Raw genomic sequence first — 16489 nt, forward strand, 5'->3', positions numbered from 1 at the left:
CGCGCCGCCAAGATCCCTCCGCATGAGCCCATCGGTAACCGACGATATCTCGGCCATCAGCCGCATCAACGCCGTACCCGCCATCCTTCAGGTCATCTGCGAGACCACCGGATTACGCTTCGCCGCCGTGGCGCGGGTCACCGCGGACTCATGGACGGCGTGCGCAGTGCTCGACCGGATCGACTTCGGCCTTCAGGTCGGTGGCGAGCTGGACGTGACCACGACGCTGTGCCACGAAATCCACGCCTCACACGACACCATCATCATCAGCAAGGTGAGCGAAGACGCACGCTACTGCGACCACCATACGCCCAGGTTGTATGGGTTCCAGAGCTACATCTCGACGCCGGTATTCCGCACCGATGGCAGTTTCTTCGGCACCGTCTGTGCGCTCGACCCGCTGCCGGCCGATCTGGCGCACGTCACCACCCAGGCGATGATGGAGTCATTCGCGAAACTGTTGGCCATCCAGCTCGAGGCCGAAGAGCACTTCGAGGCGACCGAAGCGGCACTGCTGGACGCACAGCAGACGGCCGAAGTGCGCGAGCAATTCATCGCCCTGCTCGGGCACGACCTGCGCAACCCGCTGTCGTCGATCATGTCGGGTGCACAGCTGCTGCAGCGGCGCAGCCAGGACCCGGCCGTTCTGGGCATCGCCGACCATATGCTCACCGCGACGCGACGCGCGTCCCGACTGGTGGACGATGTACTGGATTTCGCCCGGGGTCGGCTCGGCAATGGCATTCCGCTGAACATTCGCCCGTGCGATACGCTGCACGAGACGTTGCGCCACATCGTCTCGGAAATGCAGAACGCCTATCCACAACGGTGGATCGAGGCCGACATCGCCCCGGTCGATCTGGTCCGCTGCGATTCGGACCGGCTGGCGCAATTGCTGTCCAACCTGCTGGCCAATGCGTTGACCCATGGCGCATCAGGCGGCCGAGTCCGGGTCTGCGCCTGCATCGAGGCTGGACGCTTCGTGCTGTCGGTGAACAACCAAGGCACGCCGATTCCGCCGGAACGTCTCGGCCAGCTGTTCAAACCGTACTGGCGCGGATCGTCCGATACCCAGTCCGGGTTGGGCCTGGGGCTCTTCATCGCCAATGAAATCGCGCGGTCGCACGGCGGCAGCATGCAGGCACGCTCATCGGCCGAAGCCGGCACCACCTTTGTATTCAGCATGCCGACCGGCGCGTAGCGCGAGCAGCCCGGTTCCGGCCGACCGCGCGGCGATCAGCGCAGTTGGCTGTCCTTGCTGCCGCGACGGTTATAGCCGCTGAATTGCGCATCCTGCCGGTCCTGTTCGGCCTGGCACTTCACGCACAGCCGCACGCCCTGAACCGCCTGCCGCCGCGCCTCGGGAATCCGGACACCACATTCCTCGCAGTGCGTCAGGCTCTCGCCCCGCCCCAATCGGCTACGCGCTCGCTGCACCGCGTCTTCGATGGTGCTGTCGATCTGCTCTTGTACGGCGCCTTCGTTTGCCCACCCCGTGGCCATCGCAACCTCCCGTCTGCCTGAAGCAGTGCTGGATCTCTGGATATTTGAACAGCGCGCGAGCGGGCCGTTCAGTACGCCAGAAGCCCGGCACCATTATGGGTCGCCAACAACCCGGCACCGCCTGTCGTTGGGCTGGCGTCAAAACGACGAACGGAGGTCTGCGCCGGGCCGCATCGACTACCCTCCCTCCGATTGATCAGGCCAGCAAGCAGCAGAACCGCCCTCAGGCGCTCTGGATCGGCCTTGCCCCAGGCGGTCGCCACCGAGCGGCTTGCATGACTAATCCATCCGTGACCCGGTGTATGAACAAAAAACTCCTCGCGACGGCCATGTTGCTCACCCTTGGTGGATGCGCCAGTCAACCGCAGGTCGTCGAGCGCGAAGTCGGGCAGTTCGACCTGAAGCTCGGCATGGCGCCCACCCGAAGCATGGCTCAAGGGCTGGTCAGCCCAACGGCTGGCAGCACCTTTCGGGGTGGACTGGACCTGACGCACACCAGCGGCCTGTACGTGGGTCAATGGGCGCCCAGCATGGGCATTCTGGAAGGTCGCCCGCTGGAGCTGAACACCTATGTCGGGTTCGCCCAGCCGCTGATCGACGACACCCCGGGCTTCGAATTGGGCGTGATCCGCTACAGCTTTCCCGAACTGGAAAACCGCGACCGCCATGAATACTACGCGGGCATCAACCTGGCCGGCAGCCGGCTGGGTGGCGCCCTGCGCAGCGCGCCGGGGCGCACTGACAGCACGCTGTTCCTGGAGCTGGGCTCGATTCAGCCATTGGATGTCGGGGTGCGCCTGAAGTACGCCAATCACTCGATGGACGATCCGCGCTTCCACCCTGGCGGCAGCGTGCGCGCATTCAACGACTGGTCGCTGAATCTGTCCCGTCCGCTGCTGGGCGTGCATCTGGACCTGACCTACACCGATTCCAGCCTGAGCGGCCCCCAATGCGGGGTCTACTCCGGACAGAACGCCTATTGCGAAAGCTTTGTCGTGTTCAAGGCCCAGCGCTCGCTGTTCTGACCGTGGCGCGCATGCGCCGCTAGCGGAACCGCATCCGCGCATGCAGCACGGCCAGCACGAACGCCACCGTCGCGAAGCCGTACAGCACACCCAGATTTCCGTCCTGGTACAACCAGGACCCCAGCACCGGGCCGACGGCCATGCCCATGAAGCGGAAGAAGTTGTAGCTGCCCACGGCAGTGGCGCGGTTATGCGGGTACAGGTCCATCAGCAGACTGGTCTGGACCGGCAGCGACAGGCCGAGGAACAGGCCGAAGGCGCTGGCCGCCAGCACCAGCAGCGCCAGCGACCATTGGGCCACACCCAAGAACAGCAGCACGCTCAGCGCATTCAACCCGGCCGTCACCACCAGCGCGGGCCGGGGTTTCCAGCGGCCCAGCAGCCGGCCGCCGACGAAGCTGCCGATCACCACAGCGATCGACAATGGCAAAAACACCAGGCCCTTCTCGCTGGCACTGAGGCCATACGTGGTATCCAGCACGCGGGGCATGAACACCAGATAGTTATAGAAGGCGTAGTACTGAACGAAGCTCAGCAGCATGATCGCCAACCCCTGGCGGTTGCGCAGCACGTCCCGGTATTCGGTCAGGTGAAACGCTCTGGGCGCCTCCCCGGCAGGGCGCGTTTCCTGTAGCCAGAGCGCGTTGGCCACCAATACCAGCGCGCCGACGGCGGCCAGCAGCAGGAACACATAGTGAAAATCCACGTGCTCGCCGATGAAGCCGCCGACCACCGGGCCGACGACCGGCCCCAGCGCCACCATCATCTGGAACGAGCCCATCGCCCGACCACGCTCGGCACCCTCGAAGCGGTCACCGATGACCGTGACCGCAACCACCGCGCCCGCGGCGATGCCCACCGCCTGCAGCGCACGGAACACCAGCAATAGCTCGATGTTCGGGGCCATGAAGCACCCCAGCGACGCACCGACGAAGATCGCCAGGCCCAACAGCAGGATGCGCTTGCGGCCCCGCCGATCCACCAGCGGCCCGTAGACGATCTGCATGAACGCCAGCACGAACGTGAAGATCGAGATACTGAGATTGATCAGCAGCGGCGTGGTCGCCAGCGCCGCCCCCAGCTCCGGCAGGATCGGTGCGTAGACCGTCTGGGTAAACGGCCCGAGGAACGCGGCGAACGCCACCATGAAGGTCAGCAGACGTGGATTCATCGGATCTCCAGAGGGCGGTGGAAGGCGGCGAGCCGGCAGCGGTTATTCCTTGACCTGCATGTAGTCCTCGGCCCAGACCATGTATTCCTCGGCGGTCGAATACTTGACCGAGAGTTGCGAGGCGTTGAGGTCCGAGGCATCGATCTGACGTTGCTCGCGCAGGCAGTCGTAGGTCGCCTTGATCGCGGCGAAGTAGGCGGCGTGGCCGTTGACCACGATGCGCACGCCGAGCGCAGCCAACCGCTCGTTGTCGCGCAGCCGCGGATTGCCGTAGGTAACCAGCATCAACGGCACGCTGAGCTTCTCGGCGACCCGCTCGAGCTGGTCGAAATCCTCGAGCCCTACCAGGCAGATGGCGTCGGCTCCGGCCGCCTCGTAGGCCTGAACACGCGCGATCACCTCTTCCAGCCCGATCACTCCGGCGTTGGTACGCGCGATGATGGCCAGCGCCGGATCGATGCGCGCCTCCAGCGCCGCGCGAATCTTGCCGACCGCCTCGAACATGCCGATCAGGTCGGTGGATTTGCGGCCGAATTTCGCCGGCAACAGGGTGTCTTCGATGGTCAGCGCGGCGATTCCGGCGCGCTCCAGTTCGACCACGGTACGCATGACGTTGAGTGCGTTGCCGTAACCGTGGTCGGCGTCGGCAATGATCGGCAGGCGTGTGACCCGTCCGATGCGCACCGCCTGCTCGACGAATTCGCTGAGCGTGATCAGAGCGAAGTCCGGCGCGGCCAGCACCTGCAGCGAGGCAACCGAACCACCAAGGATGCCAACCTCGAAGTCGAGATCGGCGGCGATGCGGGCCGACATCGGGTCGAATACCGATGCGGTGTGATAACAGCGATCCGAAGCCAGCAGTCGGCGGAATTCGTTACGCAGGGAATGATGAGAAATACGTTGCATGTGTTTTCCTGATAAAGCGCACGCAAGGGTCGAGTCGCCCTTGTTCGGTCAGTGTTGGAAGCTGCGCGGCGGGTCCGACGACACATCCGCGATGTTTCACGATTGCGGACGCGATTGGCGCCCTTGTACATAAGCCATGCACAGGCCACTGGCGATGATCACCGCCATGCCCGTGATCGCGCCAACGTCCGGCACATGGTCGAAGGCGAAGAAGCCCACCACCCCGGCGAAGATGATCTGCGCGTAGGTGAACGGTGCCAGCGTCGCGGCACTGGCAAACCTGAACGCATTGGTCAGCAGCAGATGCCCGCTCATCGCCATCGCCCCGAGCGCCGCCATCATCACGGCGTCGTGCAGGGTCGGCGTCTGCCAGTTGAAAACCACCAGCACGCTCATCACCAGGCTGCCGACCAGGCTGGTGATGAAATTGCTGGTCACCGGATGATCAGTGGCACTGAGCCGGCGAGTGATCAGTTGGTAAAGCGTAAAACTGACCGCCGCGCCGAAGGGCAGCAGAATCGCCGGGGTGAACAGCGCCCCGCCCGGCCGCACGATGATCAGCACGCCGAGCAGGCCGCAGCCCACCGCCAACCACTGGCTATAGCTGACCCGCTCGCCCAGCAGCGCCGAGGCGATGGTCACCAGCAGCGGCGTCAGAAAGATCACCGCCGTGGCTTCGGCCAGCGGAATGTGGGCCAGGCCGCTGATGAACAGCATGCTGACGCAGACCAGGCTCAGGCCACGACACACTTGCAACCAGGGCCGCAGCGTATGGAACACCCGACGCCCCATGCGCGGCGTGAACAGCGTGAACATCAGCACCGTCTGCGCCATGTACCGCGCCCAGATCACCAGGAACACCGGGTAAAGCTGCGTGAGGTGCTTGGAAAGCCCATCGTGCGTAGCCAGTATCAGGCACGACAGCAGAATGAGCAGGACGCCAAGCAGGGGATGATGTGAGTTGTTCAAGGAGGACGACCGCGACAATAGGTAGCAACCTAAGGAATTATGCCCGCAAAATCGGCTGGCGTCAGTCGCAACGTGACGTTGATCGACCAACCGCGCGCCAGCCGTACAGCGCCACGGCGCGCCGGAAACGCGGGGCTCCGTGCAGACGTGCTCGCAAGCGTCGACCATAGCGCACGGCGCTGCGCCTCAGCCCTCCGTCGGCGGGCTCACGCTTGTTTCGCCGATCGCGTATGATCGCCGGCCCGTTGCGGTCGTTCAGACGACCCGATTCCGTCGAGCGTTTCAGATGTTCAAGTTGAGAGCGATGCAGGTGCGCGACATACCTGCCGTGATGTCGATTCAGGAAGAATCCTATGCCGCCGAGGTTCTCGAAGACGAAGCGGTGATCCGTGCCCGTTTCGAGGCGTGCCCACAACTGGCCTGGGTCGCCGAAGATGCCCTCGGCGTCTGCGCCTACCTCTTCGCCTATCATTCGCGAGTCGGCAAGGTGACGCCGCTCGATGGCGAGTTCCAGCCCCACGCCGAAGCCGACTGCCTGTACCTGCACGACCTGGCCGTCGCCTCTCGCGCCGGCGGTCGCGGCATTGGCCCGGCACTGGTGCGCAAGAATCTGGAGCAGGCGCGCGCTCAGCAACTGCGTTATTCGGCATTGGTCTCGGTTCAGGATTCGGAAGCCTTCTGGGCCCGTCTCGGCTATGCCGCGCATCCCGAATTGGACCCGCCGCAAGCGAGCAACCTGGCCAGCTACCAGATCCCCGCCCTTTATATGGTGCGCCCGCTTCACTGAAACGCACCATAAAGGTGCATTCTCTCTACGAGTGCACCAGCAGGGGACAGATCGAGCCCCATTTTCATGCACGATGCCGCCGCAGCCCGCCTGTTGCGCCGACGCCCAGGTTGGCAAGGGCCTTGCTCTGCTTGTACCCATTGGTACAACCGGAACTTCCCATGCTGGTCATTCATCACCGCACCACCGCCTGCCCCAACCACGACGCCGAACTGGAATTGACCTACGAGGCGCGCAGCAAATCGCGCCTGCGCTGCTTCACGAGCCAGGGCGAAGAAGTCGGCCTGTTTCTCGAACGCGGCCAGCCGCCCTTGCATGACGGCGAATGCCTGCAAGCCCAGGATGGCCGCATCGTCGTGGTCCGTGCCCGCGCCGAAAAACTACTGCACGTCACCTGCAGCAGCGCGTTCGAGCTGACACGCGCGGCCTATCATCTGGGCAACCGTCATGTCGCGTTGCAAGTCGGCGATGGCTGGCTGCGACTGCTCGACGACTACGTGCTCAAGGACATGCTGCTGCAGCTCGGCGCCCAGGTCGCAGCCATCGAGGCGCCGTTCCAGCCCGAGCACGGCGCCTACGGCGGCGGTCATCACCACTCCCACGCCGGCGACGCCGAATTCAGCTATGCGCCGCGCCTGCATCAATTCGGCGTGCGTCGGTGAACCCGTCGGCCTTTGCGCTGCTGCGCCTCGCCAGCCCTCAACTGCCGATTGGCGGTTACAGCTACTCGCAAGGCCTGGAGCTGGCCGTGGAGCAGTGCCTTGTGCATGACGAGTCCAGCGCGCGTCGCTGGCTGACAGACCAGTTGCGGCTTAACCTCGCACGCTTCGAAGCGCCGCTGCTGCTGGCGCACTGCGAAGCCGCCGCCGCTGAAGACTGGGACGAGCTGACGCGGTTGGCCGACTGTCACAGGGCCAGCCGCGAGACGCGCGAACTGCGGCTGGAAAGCCGGCAGATGGGCTACTCGCTGAAGCAGCTGCTGAGCAACCTTCCGGAACTGGACGCCCCGGCTCGCGACGTTTTCGAGCGTATCGACGAACCCGGACTGGCGCTGGGCTGGGCGCTGGCCGCACGGGCCTGGGGCATTGCCCCACATAACGCGCTCGGCGCCTGGCTCTGGGGCTGGCTGGAAAACCAGTTGGCGGTGCTGATGAAGACACTGCCGCTCGGCCAGCAGGCGGCCCAACGCATGACGTCCGACCTGCTGCCCGTGTTGCAGCAGGCCCAGCACGCCAGCCGCACCCTGGAGCCGGCCCTTTGGGGCAGCGCCCCTTTCGGGCTGGCGTTAACCAGCATGACGCACGAGCGTCAATACAGCCGGTTGTTCCGCTCATGAACGGCCCGACCGTTTTGCGTCGAGCACGACCCGTTTCGAACGTCGGCGAAGCCATTCGCCCTCCTCTTCAACTGCCATAGGACAACATCGATGAGTACCCAACCCCTGCGCGTCGGCATCGGCGGTCCGGTCGGCTCCGGCAAGACCGCGCTGACCCTCGCCCTCTGCCTGGCCCTGCGCGAGCGCTACAACCTCGCCGTGGTGACCAACGACATCTACACCCAGGAAGACGCCCAGTTCCTCGTGCGCAACGAAGCCCTGGCGCCCGAACGCATCATCGGCGTCGAAACCGGGGGCTGCCCGCACACCGCGATCCGCGAGGACGCCTCGATCAACCTCGAAGCGGTCGATCAACTCAACCGGCGTTTCCCAGGCCTCGACCTGATCATCGTCGAATCTGGCGGCGACAACCTCTCCGCCACCTTCAGCCCCGAACTGTCCGACCTGACGATCTACGTCATCGACGTTTCCGCTGGCGACAAGCTGCCGCGCAAGGGCGGCCCCGGCATCTGCAAGTCCGACCTGCTGGTGATCAACAAGGTCGATCTGGCGCCCCTGGTCGGCGCCTCGCTCGAGGTCATGGACCGCGACACCCGCAAGATGCGCGGCGACAAGCCCTTCGTCTTCAGCAACCAGAAAGTTGGTCAGGGCCTCGACGAGATCATCGCCTTCATCGAGAAACAGGGAATGCTCAGCGCCGCCTGACCCCATTATTTTTTGAAAGGAGCCACACCATGAACCTGCGCAAAACCTTGCTGGCCATCACTCTGCTTGCCAGCCCGGCCCTGGCCTTCGCCCACGCCGGTCACGATCACTCCGGCGTCATGGCCGGCCTCGCTCACCCGGTGTTCGGACTCGACCATCTGCTGGCGATGCTCGCGGTCGGACTCTGGGCAGCCCAGCAGCAGGGCAAGGCCCGCTGGGCACTGCCCCTGACCTTCGTCGCAACGATGCTGTTCGGTGGGCTGCTCGGCTTCGCCGGGATCGAAATCGCCTTGATGGAGACCGGTATCGCCGGTTCTGTGCTCGCTCTGGGGCTGCTGGTCGCACTGGCGGTGCGTCCGCCGCTGGCGGTCGCGACGGCGTTGACCGCGCTGTTCGCCCTCAGCCATGGCGTCGCCCACGGCCTGGAGCTGCCTGCGCTGTCCAGTCCCTGGGGCTATGCCGCAGGCTTTGTCGTCGCCACGGCCGCGCTGCATGCGGCGGGCTACGCCGTAGCCCGCTACCTGCCCCACGCCGCCGCGCCCTTGGTGCGCCTGGCAGGCCTTGCCTCGGCCCTGACCGGCGCCTGGCTGCTGGCCGCATGAGGCATCGTCCCTTGCCACGTAGGCCTCACAGCACCTGAGTGCTGAACAAAAAAAAAGCCCGAACACGCGTCGGGCTTTTTTGTTCCAGCGCAGGGATCGCGAATCTACCGGAACGGCGGTTCGTCGAAGCTGCGCAGCTTGCGCGAGTGCAGCGAGTTGAGCTGGCTGCGCAACAGATCGAGCGCGGCAATACCGATCTTCAAATGCTGCGTAACGGCACGCTCATAGAACGCATTGGCCGAACCCGGCAGCTTGATCTCGCTGTGCAGCGGCTTGTCCGAAACGCACAGCAACGTCCCGTAGGGCACCCGCAGACGGTAACCCTGGGCGGCGATGGTTCCGCTTTCCATGTCCACCGCCACGGCCCGCGAGAGGTTGATCAACGGCCGTTCCTGCGCCCAGCGCAGCTCCCAGTTGCGGTCGTCGTAGGTCAGCACGGTGCCGGTGCGCAGCCGCTTCTTCAACGCCTCGCCCTTGTCGCCGGTGATCTGCGCGGCGGCCTCCTGCAGTGCCTGCTGCACTTCGGCCAGCGCCGGCAACGGGATATGCGGCGGCAGCACCCGATCCAGAATGCCGTCGCGACGCATGTAGGCGTGGGCCAGCACGTAGTCGCCGATCGACTGCGACTGCCGCAAACCGCCACAGTGGCCGATCATCAGCCAGCAGTGCGGTCGCAGCACGGCCAGGTGATCGGTGATGTTCTTCGCGTTCGACGGGCCGACACCAATGTTCACAAGGGTGACGCCATCGCCGTCGCCGGCAATCAGGTGGTAGGCCGGCATCTGGTAGCGGTGCCAGAGCACGCTGCCAATGATGGCCTGGGCTTCGCCCTCTTCCATGCCGCGTTCGATGATCACGTTGCCCGGCAGCACCATCCGCACGAAACGGGAGTCATCGCGCAGCATGTCGAGGCCGTAGCGGATGAACTGATCGACGTAGCGGTGATAGTTGGTCAGCAGGATCCACGGCTGTACATGCCGCCAATCGCTGCCGGTGTAATGCACCAGACGACGCAGGGAGAAATCCACCCGCGCGCCGTCGAACAGCGCCAGCGGATAGGGATCGGCATGCTCCCAATCGTAGAGCCCGTCGGCGATGTCGTCGGTGGCAGCCGACAGATCGGTGCTGGGGAATACCCGCGCCAGTTCCGCCGCGGTCACACCGGTGCCGGCCAGCTCATCGCCCTGCTCGATCACGTACGGATAGGGAATGTTGCGGTCGCTGATGCCCACCTCGACCTTGACCCCGAAGTCCTTCATCAACGGTCGCAACTGATCGAGCAGATAGCTGCGAAAGGCCTTCGGATGAGTCACCGTCACGCTGTACACGCCCGGCGCCTGCACCTTGGCATAGGCCCGCGTGGACGCCGGCACCTCGCCGTGGCATTCATAGGTCAGCCGTAGCTGAGGGTAACGGAACAGACTGCGCTCATCGGCGCCCGGCTCGGTGCGGCTGGTCACGTAACGCTTGAGCGCGCGATTGAGCGCCGTGGTCGCGCCCTGGTGCAGCTCGGCAAGGTAGTCCACGGCCGCTTCGGCGCTGGTGGCTATGCGAAAGGTTTCGCCTGCTGGAGTCATGCTGGGTTTCCTGTTCATTCGTTGCAAACATCTTGCCTGCTCGATGATGACAGCGATAGCGCTGTGGCCTCGACAATTGCGTGGCGAGCAGGACCAAGTTCGTCCGCCAACGCCTCCAGCGCACGCTTCAACACCGCCAGGCTGGGGGCGGCGGTCAGGCTCAGGCGCAGGGCGCGAGGGGCGTCGTGGCCGACCGCGAACGCGTCCGCCGCGGCGGCTTCCACGCGAGCGGCGCGGCAACACATCAGCAGGTCTTCATCGGCCCTGGCCTGCAGCCATCGATGCGGGGCGGCGGGTGACGGCACTGCGCCGAGCAGCTTCTGCGCCAGTCGCCAGCGACGTCCGACCTGCTCGCGCTGCCAGCTAAGGCGGCGTGCCGCCGTGCCGTCTTCCAGCCATTCACTGCCGATGCGCAGGCACAGCGGCGAAAGCGCCCAACTGGTGGCCTGCGCTTCGGGATCGATGCACGACAGCCATTGCGCCGCCCCGGCGATGAAACCCAGCCGCAACCCAGGCGCGACCGTCTTCGACAGGCTGCTGATCAGCAGGCTGCGTTCGGGCAACAGCGATGCCAGCGGCGGCTCGTCGCCGAGCGCGCCATACACGTCATCCTCGATGATCACCATGCCGTGCCGGCGCGCCACCGCCGCGATGGCTTCGCGACGGTCGGCGTCCATGCTGACGGCGGTGGGGTTCTGCATGCAGGGCGTCAGGACGGCCACGCGCGCCGAGGTGGCGCGCGCCACGCGGTCGAAGTCGTCCGGCAGGATGCCGTATCCATCCATCGCCACGCCGTGCAGAGGCAGCCGCAGCTGGCGGCAGGCCGCCTTGATGCCGGGCGATGTCAGCGCCTCCACCAGCACCGGCTCGCCGGGTTGGCACAAGCCAAGCAACGCCGCGAATACGCCCTGCTGGGCGCCAGCGCAGAGCAGCACTTGCTGCGGAGGGATTTCCAGTTGCCGCCCGCGCAGCCAGGCACTGATCGCAAGCTGGCCGCGCTGCAAGGCATGCGCGGAACAATAGCCCTGCAGACCGGCCAGCTCACCGCTCGCGCACAAGGCCGCCAGGCTGCGTTGCAGATCGTGATCGTCCGCGTCCAGCACCGGCAGATTGGTAGACAGATCGATCAGCTCAGGGTGTGCGTCGGGCCGTTTCAACCGGAACAGGCTGGCCTCGCGGCTGCTGGCCAGCACATAAGTGCCACGCCCTACCTCGCCGCCCACCAGATGTCGCCGCGCCGCTTCACGGTACGCCTGCATGGTTGTACTGGGGTTGAGGCCGAGCGCCCAGGCCAGCCGCCGTTGCGGCGGCAGCCGGTCGCCGGGCTTCAGCTCACCCCGTTCGATAGCGCAGGCGATGGCATCGACCAGGGCCAGGTAGCGCGGTTGATCATCGGTCTGGAGGTCAGGCGTCCACATTGCTTGCCATGCAATATAAATATTTACCCATACAATGCACCCGCCCTAGGATCGTCGTCAAACCCGACGAGGACTACCCGATGTTCGATCTCACCGCATTGCGCCAGGCCGCCGAATGGGTCGGCCGCAGCGTTCCACCGACGCCACAGCTTCGCTGGCCGCTGCTGGCCCAGCGGTTGGGCTGCGAGGTCTGGGTGAAGCACGAAAACCATACCCCCGCAGGCGCGTTCAAGGTTCGCGGTGGCGTGCTTTATGTCCAGCAACTGCTTGAGCGCGAGCCGCAACTGCGCGGCATCATCAGCGCCTCGCGCGGTAATCACGGCATCAGCCTGGCCATGGCCGCGCAGACGGCCGGCGTGCCGCTGACGGTTGTGGTCCCGGTGGGCAACTCCACCGAGAAGAATGCCGCGATGCGCGCCTTCGGCGCGCAGGTCATTGAATTCGGTCGCGACTTCGACATCGCCCGCGCACATGCTGCCGAACTCTCGGCCCAGACCGGCTGGCACTCGGTGCCCTCCCTGCATCCGGACCTGATCCGTGGCGTCGCCACCTATGCGCTGGAGTTGTTCGAGGCCGCGCCACCGCTGCGCCGGGTCTACGTGCCCATCGGCATGGGTTCGGGTATTTGCGGCATGATCCAGACCCGCGACCTGCTGGGCCTGGAGACAGAGATCGTCGGCGTGGTCACCCAGGCGGCGGACGCCTATGCCCAGAGCATCGAGCAAGGCCGCATCGTCTGCACCGAAACCGCCGACACCTTTGCTGACGGCCTGGCCTGCCGGATGCCCTCGCCCGAAGCGCTGGAGATCATACGCGCCGGAGCCGCACGCATCGTACGGGTCGATGACGAGGCGATTCGCGACGCCATTCGGGCATTCCACGAAGACACCCACAACACCGCCGAAGGTGCCGGTGCCGCCGCATTGGCCGCCGCCATGCAGGAGCGCGAGCGCAACCGGGGCGAGCGCATCGCCGTGATCCTCAGCGGCGCCAACATCGACCGTCAGGTCCTGGCCGGCATCCTCGCCGCATAGCCCGTGGCGGACGGCCGCTCGGCCATGCGCGCAAGCGCCATAGCTGATCGGCCACGTCCTGTAAACCGGGCGCGCCTCCGGCACCCACGCGTGGCACCTTTTCAGAATCGTCTTATTCACGCGAGCCATCGAAGACGGGGACACTGTCCGGGTTATTCGCAGAGGGCCGAGCGCGGCGCCACAGACGAGCCCGCCCGCACCGAAGGCGGCAACCCTAAGCCGGGCAACGTAATCGAGGTATTCCAGTACCGCCTCGAATAGTTTTAATACACCCCGCACGGCGCACCGCGACGCACAACCGTCGCACCATCCACGAGCTAAACCGAGGGTGATCCATGAAATCTGTGACACTTCTTTTTGCGATGGCCGCGCTGCCGGGCATGGCCCTCGCCGACAGCGAGGGCACCGTGAGCTTTTACGGCGAAGTGGCCGCGGCCACTTGCCAGGTTCGCATCAATGGCGAAGCCAATGGCGTGGTGCTGCTGCCCACCGTCTCCATCGCCGAGTTCAACGGTGCCGGCTCCACCGCCGGGCTGACGCCCTTCACGCTGGCCATCAGCGGTTGCGAGATGATGCCGGTCGGCAGCGACCTGAACCTGACCACCAACTTCATCGGGTACAACGTCACGAACGCCGGTAACCTGGGCAACGTCGCTGCCAACGGCGCGAGCGATGTGTTCATCCAGTTGACCACCGACGCCACCGGCACCGACACCGTACCGGTGCGGCTCAACGGCATCACGCCGACGCCCGGCCTGGTCCTGCAAGACGGCGAGACCAGCGCCCACTACCGATTCGGCGCCCAGTACGTCACCGAAGGCGGCGCGCCAGGCGCTGGCGCCGTAAAGGCGGTTGCCGAATACACCCTCAGCTACCTTTGAGCCACCAGCGCTACGGGTCGGCGCCGCCCACTCGAGCCGACGCAGCGAGGCCGGATCGCGCGGCGGCGAGTGCCTTATCCGGTGAGGCCGAGCGACTCCGCCGTTGCGATGCATTCGCCACCCGCGTATCCCGTCTGCCCATGCAGGCAACACAAACAGCCGCCCGGCGCCACAAAAACCGGCACTTTAGGATTCGTCTGATGTTCGCCGCCCAGCCCGGGCGCGAAGATGGTGGCTCCCCAGACAAGGGCCTTGCAGGAAGCGGAGGCAGAAGCCGATCCCGGCACGATCAGGGAGGACCTCAACGCTCAAGACCGGGCTGACCACATGAAACGCTTGACGCTTCTTCTCGCCATGGCCGCGCTACCCAGCCTGGCCCCTGCCGCCAACGCGTTGCCTGCGATGCAAGGCACCGCACCAACCTGCCAGGTCAGCATCGATGGCGCGCCCACGGGCGTCGTGCGGCTGGCCACGGTCGAGGCCGCCGACTTCGCGGGTGCCGGCTCCGTCGCGGGGCTTACGCCTTTTACCGTAACCATCAGCGATTGCCCGGCGCCGCAGCATGGCAACCTGAACGTGGTGGCCATCTTCCGCGACTACAACATCACCGCCGCCGGCAATCTGGGCAATCTCGCCGCCCATGACGCAGCCCTCGACGTGGCGGTCCAGTTGACCACCCATACCGAACACGGCGTCCGCCCGATCGACCTGGCCGTCACCCACCAGATCGTCGATCTGCTGGTGCTGCGCCAAGGCCAGACCAGCGCCAGCCACCAGCTGGGCGCGCGCTACATCACCGAAGGCGGCAACCCGACCCCAGGCGCGGTTACGGCTGTCGCCGAGTTCGCCATCGACTACCTGTAAAGCGACTGGCGGGTCGGCGCGGCACACCAACCACGCGAGCGGACAGGGCGCGAGTACACCACAGCTACCTCTAAAGCACGCCGGCCCGGCGGCCTGCTCGCCGGGCGGTCGGGCCTCAGACCTCGTCGATGCCCCACATCAACTCGACGGCCAAGATCAAGCACCAAAAGAACGCAAGCTTTTTTTTGCTCGGTCTGGAAAAAACAAGCCTTTAAGAATCGTCTTATTCACCCGGCCCATGCGCGAGCGGAACAATACACACGTGTTCCGGAAAGGCCTTGCGGGACGGCGATCATCACCCGCCCAACCAGCCAATGGCCCTGACGGAGAACACCCACATTGTCCGAAACTCAGGTGAACATCATGAAAATTTCTGCTCTCGTCCTCGCCATGGCCGCACTGCCGGGCGTCGTTTTCGCCGCGCCTACCGTGACCTTCCAGGGCGAGGTCACCGACCAGACCTGCACGGCCACCATCAACGGCGCAACCGACGGCACCGTGCTGCTGCCCACCGTCAGCACCGCCGAGCTGGCCGACCCGGGCGACACTGCCGGCCTGACGCCCTTCACCATCGAGCTCACCGGCTGCACAGACCCTGGGGTTGGCGGCCTGGAAGTGACCACCAAATTCATGGGTTATGACATCACGGCTGGCGGCGCCCTGGTCAACATGGCAGTCGGTGGCGCCGAAAATGTCGCCATTCAACTGACCGAAGACGCCGGTGGCCTCGCGCCCATCACGCTCGTCGCCGGCGTCGCGTCGGAGGTCGCAGGTCTGGAGCTGCTGGATGGCGAAACAGAGGCCAGCTACGAGTTCGGTGCGCAGTACGTCAGCGAAGACGGTAGCGCCACCGCTGGCGCGGTCACTGCGGTGGTCCAGTACACCGTCAGCTACCTCTGAGCCGCCCCGGCCCGGCGGCTCGCCCGCCGGGCTGGACCTCTACCCCAAACATTTCAATGCGTGCGCATTGCGCGCGCAGGAGCAACTCATGCCCATTAAATCGCTCGCCGTCCTGCTAGTCGCCCTACTGCTTGGCCACGGCCAGGCGCAGGCCAGCGTAGTCATGGGCGGCACCCGGGTGATCTACCACGCCGACGCCAGGGAAAAGACCCTGCAACTGAGCAACACGGACAACCACCCCAACCTGGTGCAAATCTGGCTGGACCGCGGCAATGCCGCCTCCACCCTCGAGACCGCCGACGCCCCCTTCGTGGCGAGCCCGCAGATTTTTCGCATGGAGCCCCACGCCGGACAAATGGTCCGGTTGATCTTCACCGGCGAAGCGCTGCCGCAGGATCGCGAGTCAGTGTTCTACCTGAACTTCAGCCAGGTCCCGGCACTGAAAGCGTCCGAGCACGACGCGAACAAGCTGGTGCTGATGTTCAGCAGCCGGCTGAAGGTGTTCTACCGGCCCAAAGGCCTGGCTGGCACGCCGAACGACCTGGCCAAACAATTCAATGTCCGCCGGGTCGGCAACGCCGTAGAGGTGGACAACCCCACCGGCTATCACGGTGTGCTGCGCGGCGCGAGTCTGGTGGTGAACGGCAAGGCCCTGCCGCTGGCGGAGTCGCAACTGCTGGACCCGGCCTCGCAAACGCGCTGGCCCCTGCCCGACGGCGTCGGCAATGCCCACGACGCCCTGCTGCGCCTGACCCTGGTCAATGACTACGGCGTCGACGTCATCCATGAACTGCCCCTGCACTGACCGGAG

At 65.4% G+C, this 16489-nt stretch carries 18 protein-coding genes; 12 read left to right on the forward strand and 6 right to left on the reverse strand.

Going from position 1 to position 16489, the window contains the following annotated elements:
- The first annotated feature begins 22 nt into the window (after nucleotides 1-22).
- Nucleotides 23-1201: a GAF domain-containing sensor histidine kinase gene (locus tag GQA94_RS00385; protein WP_158186193.1), complete on the forward strand. Its 1179-nt coding sequence runs from the start codon at nucleotides 23-25 to the stop codon at nucleotides 1199-1201.
- A gap of 35 nt (nucleotides 1202-1236) precedes the next feature.
- Here GQA94_RS00385 and GQA94_RS00390 read toward each other — a convergent pair whose 3' ends face one another.
- Nucleotides 1237-1503, reverse strand: coding sequence for a DksA/TraR family C4-type zinc finger protein (locus tag GQA94_RS00390; RefSeq protein WP_158186194.1), 267 nt, complete (start codon nucleotides 1501-1503; stop codon nucleotides 1237-1239).
- A 302-nt stretch (nucleotides 1504-1805) separates the two neighbouring features.
- Here GQA94_RS00390 and GQA94_RS00395 point away from each other — a divergent pair, with 302 nt between their 5' ends.
- On the forward strand, nucleotides 1806-2528 hold the full coding sequence (locus tag GQA94_RS00395; protein ID WP_158186195.1) for a TorF family putative porin: 723 nt from the start codon (nucleotides 1806-1808) through the stop codon (nucleotides 2526-2528).
- A gap of 19 nt (nucleotides 2529-2547) precedes the next feature.
- Here the strand turns inward: GQA94_RS00395 and GQA94_RS00400 are convergent, their stop codons facing one another.
- The 3 genes from GQA94_RS00400 to GQA94_RS00410 all read right to left on the reverse strand — a co-directional run bounded on the left by GQA94_RS00400 (nucleotide 2548) and on the right by GQA94_RS00410 (nucleotide 5574).
- On the reverse strand, nucleotides 2548-3699 hold the full coding sequence (locus tag GQA94_RS00400; RefSeq protein ID WP_158186196.1) for an MFS transporter: 1152 nt from the start codon (nucleotides 3697-3699) through the stop codon (nucleotides 2548-2550).
- Nucleotides 3700-3741: 42 nt separating this feature from the next.
- Nucleotides 3742-4605: an isocitrate lyase/PEP mutase family protein gene (locus GQA94_RS00405; RefSeq protein WP_158186197.1), complete on the reverse strand. Its 864-nt coding sequence runs from the start codon at nucleotides 4603-4605 to the stop codon at nucleotides 3742-3744.
- A gap of 96 nt (nucleotides 4606-4701) precedes the next feature.
- Complete coding sequence (locus tag GQA94_RS00410) at nucleotides 4702-5574, reverse strand: DMT family transporter (RefSeq protein WP_158186198.1); 873 nt, start codon at nucleotides 5572-5574, stop codon at nucleotides 4702-4704.
- Nucleotides 5575-5878: 304 nt separating this feature from the next.
- Here GQA94_RS00410 and GQA94_RS00415 point away from each other — a divergent pair, with 304 nt between their 5' ends.
- The 5 genes from GQA94_RS00415 (at nucleotide 5879) to GQA94_RS00435 (ending at nucleotide 9004) form a co-directional block, all read left to right on the forward strand.
- A complete protein-coding gene (locus GQA94_RS00415) occupies nucleotides 5879-6361 on the forward strand; it encodes a GNAT family N-acetyltransferase (protein WP_158189986.1) in 483 nt (160 codons plus the stop codon).
- A 161-nt stretch (nucleotides 6362-6522) separates the two neighbouring features.
- Nucleotides 6523-7023 (forward strand): urease accessory protein UreE, encoded by a 501-nt coding sequence (gene ureE, locus GQA94_RS00420; protein ID WP_158186199.1) that lies wholly within the window; start codon nucleotides 6523-6525, stop codon nucleotides 7021-7023.
- Nucleotides 7020-7697 carry an urease accessory protein UreF gene (locus tag GQA94_RS00425; protein WP_158186200.1) on the forward strand — a complete coding sequence of 226 codons (678 nt, stop codon included), beginning with the start codon at nucleotides 7020-7022 and terminating at the stop codon, nucleotides 7695-7697. The genes ureE and GQA94_RS00425 overlap by 4 nt, the downstream gene beginning before the upstream one ends.
- 90 nt (nucleotides 7698-7787) lie before the next feature.
- A complete protein-coding gene (gene ureG, locus GQA94_RS00430; RefSeq protein ID WP_158186201.1) occupies nucleotides 7788-8402 on the forward strand; it encodes an urease accessory protein UreG in 615 nt (204 codons plus the stop codon).
- Nucleotides 8403-8431: 29 nt separating this feature from the next.
- On the forward strand, nucleotides 8432-9004 hold the full coding sequence (locus GQA94_RS00435) for a HupE/UreJ family protein (protein ID WP_158186202.1): 573 nt from the start codon (nucleotides 8432-8434) through the stop codon (nucleotides 9002-9004).
- A 104-nt stretch (nucleotides 9005-9108) separates the two neighbouring features.
- Here the strand turns inward: GQA94_RS00435 and amn are convergent, their stop codons facing one another.
- Nucleotides 9109-10581, reverse strand: coding sequence for an AMP nucleosidase (gene amn, locus GQA94_RS00440; protein WP_158186203.1), 1473 nt, complete (start codon nucleotides 10579-10581; stop codon nucleotides 9109-9111).
- A gap of 14 nt (nucleotides 10582-10595) precedes the next feature.
- Nucleotides 10596-11999: a PLP-dependent aminotransferase family protein gene (locus GQA94_RS00445; RefSeq protein ID WP_158186204.1), complete on the reverse strand. Its 1404-nt coding sequence runs from the start codon at nucleotides 11997-11999 to the stop codon at nucleotides 10596-10598.
- 80 nt (nucleotides 12000-12079) lie between these two features.
- On the opposite strand from GQA94_RS00445, the gene GQA94_RS00450 reads away from it, so the two are divergent.
- The 5 genes from GQA94_RS00450 to GQA94_RS00470 all read left to right on the forward strand — a co-directional run bounded on the left by GQA94_RS00450 (nucleotide 12080) and on the right by GQA94_RS00470 (nucleotide 16483).
- A complete protein-coding gene (locus GQA94_RS00450; protein WP_158186205.1) occupies nucleotides 12080-13033 on the forward strand; it encodes a threonine dehydratase in 954 nt (317 codons plus the stop codon).
- A gap of 335 nt (nucleotides 13034-13368) precedes the next feature.
- On the forward strand, nucleotides 13369-13914 hold the full coding sequence (locus GQA94_RS00455; protein ID WP_158186206.1) for a fimbrial protein: 546 nt from the start codon (nucleotides 13369-13371) through the stop codon (nucleotides 13912-13914).
- A 327-nt stretch (nucleotides 13915-14241) separates the two neighbouring features.
- Nucleotides 14242-14778: a fimbrial protein gene (locus GQA94_RS00460; protein WP_158186207.1), complete on the forward strand. Its 537-nt coding sequence runs from the start codon at nucleotides 14242-14244 to the stop codon at nucleotides 14776-14778.
- Between the two features lie 363 nt (nucleotides 14779-15141).
- Nucleotides 15142-15678 (forward strand): fimbrial protein, encoded by a 537-nt coding sequence (locus tag GQA94_RS00465; protein ID WP_158186208.1) that lies wholly within the window; start codon nucleotides 15142-15144, stop codon nucleotides 15676-15678.
- Between the two features lie 88 nt (nucleotides 15679-15766).
- Complete coding sequence (locus tag GQA94_RS00470) at nucleotides 15767-16483, forward strand: fimbrial biogenesis chaperone (RefSeq protein ID WP_158186209.1); 717 nt, start codon at nucleotides 15767-15769, stop codon at nucleotides 16481-16483.
- The last annotated feature ends 6 nt before the right edge of the window (nucleotides 16484-16489 follow it).

This window comes from Stutzerimonas stutzeri (assembly GCF_009789555.1).
Taxonomy (GTDB): domain Bacteria; phylum Pseudomonadota; class Gammaproteobacteria; order Pseudomonadales; family Pseudomonadaceae; genus Stutzerimonas; species Stutzerimonas stutzeri_R.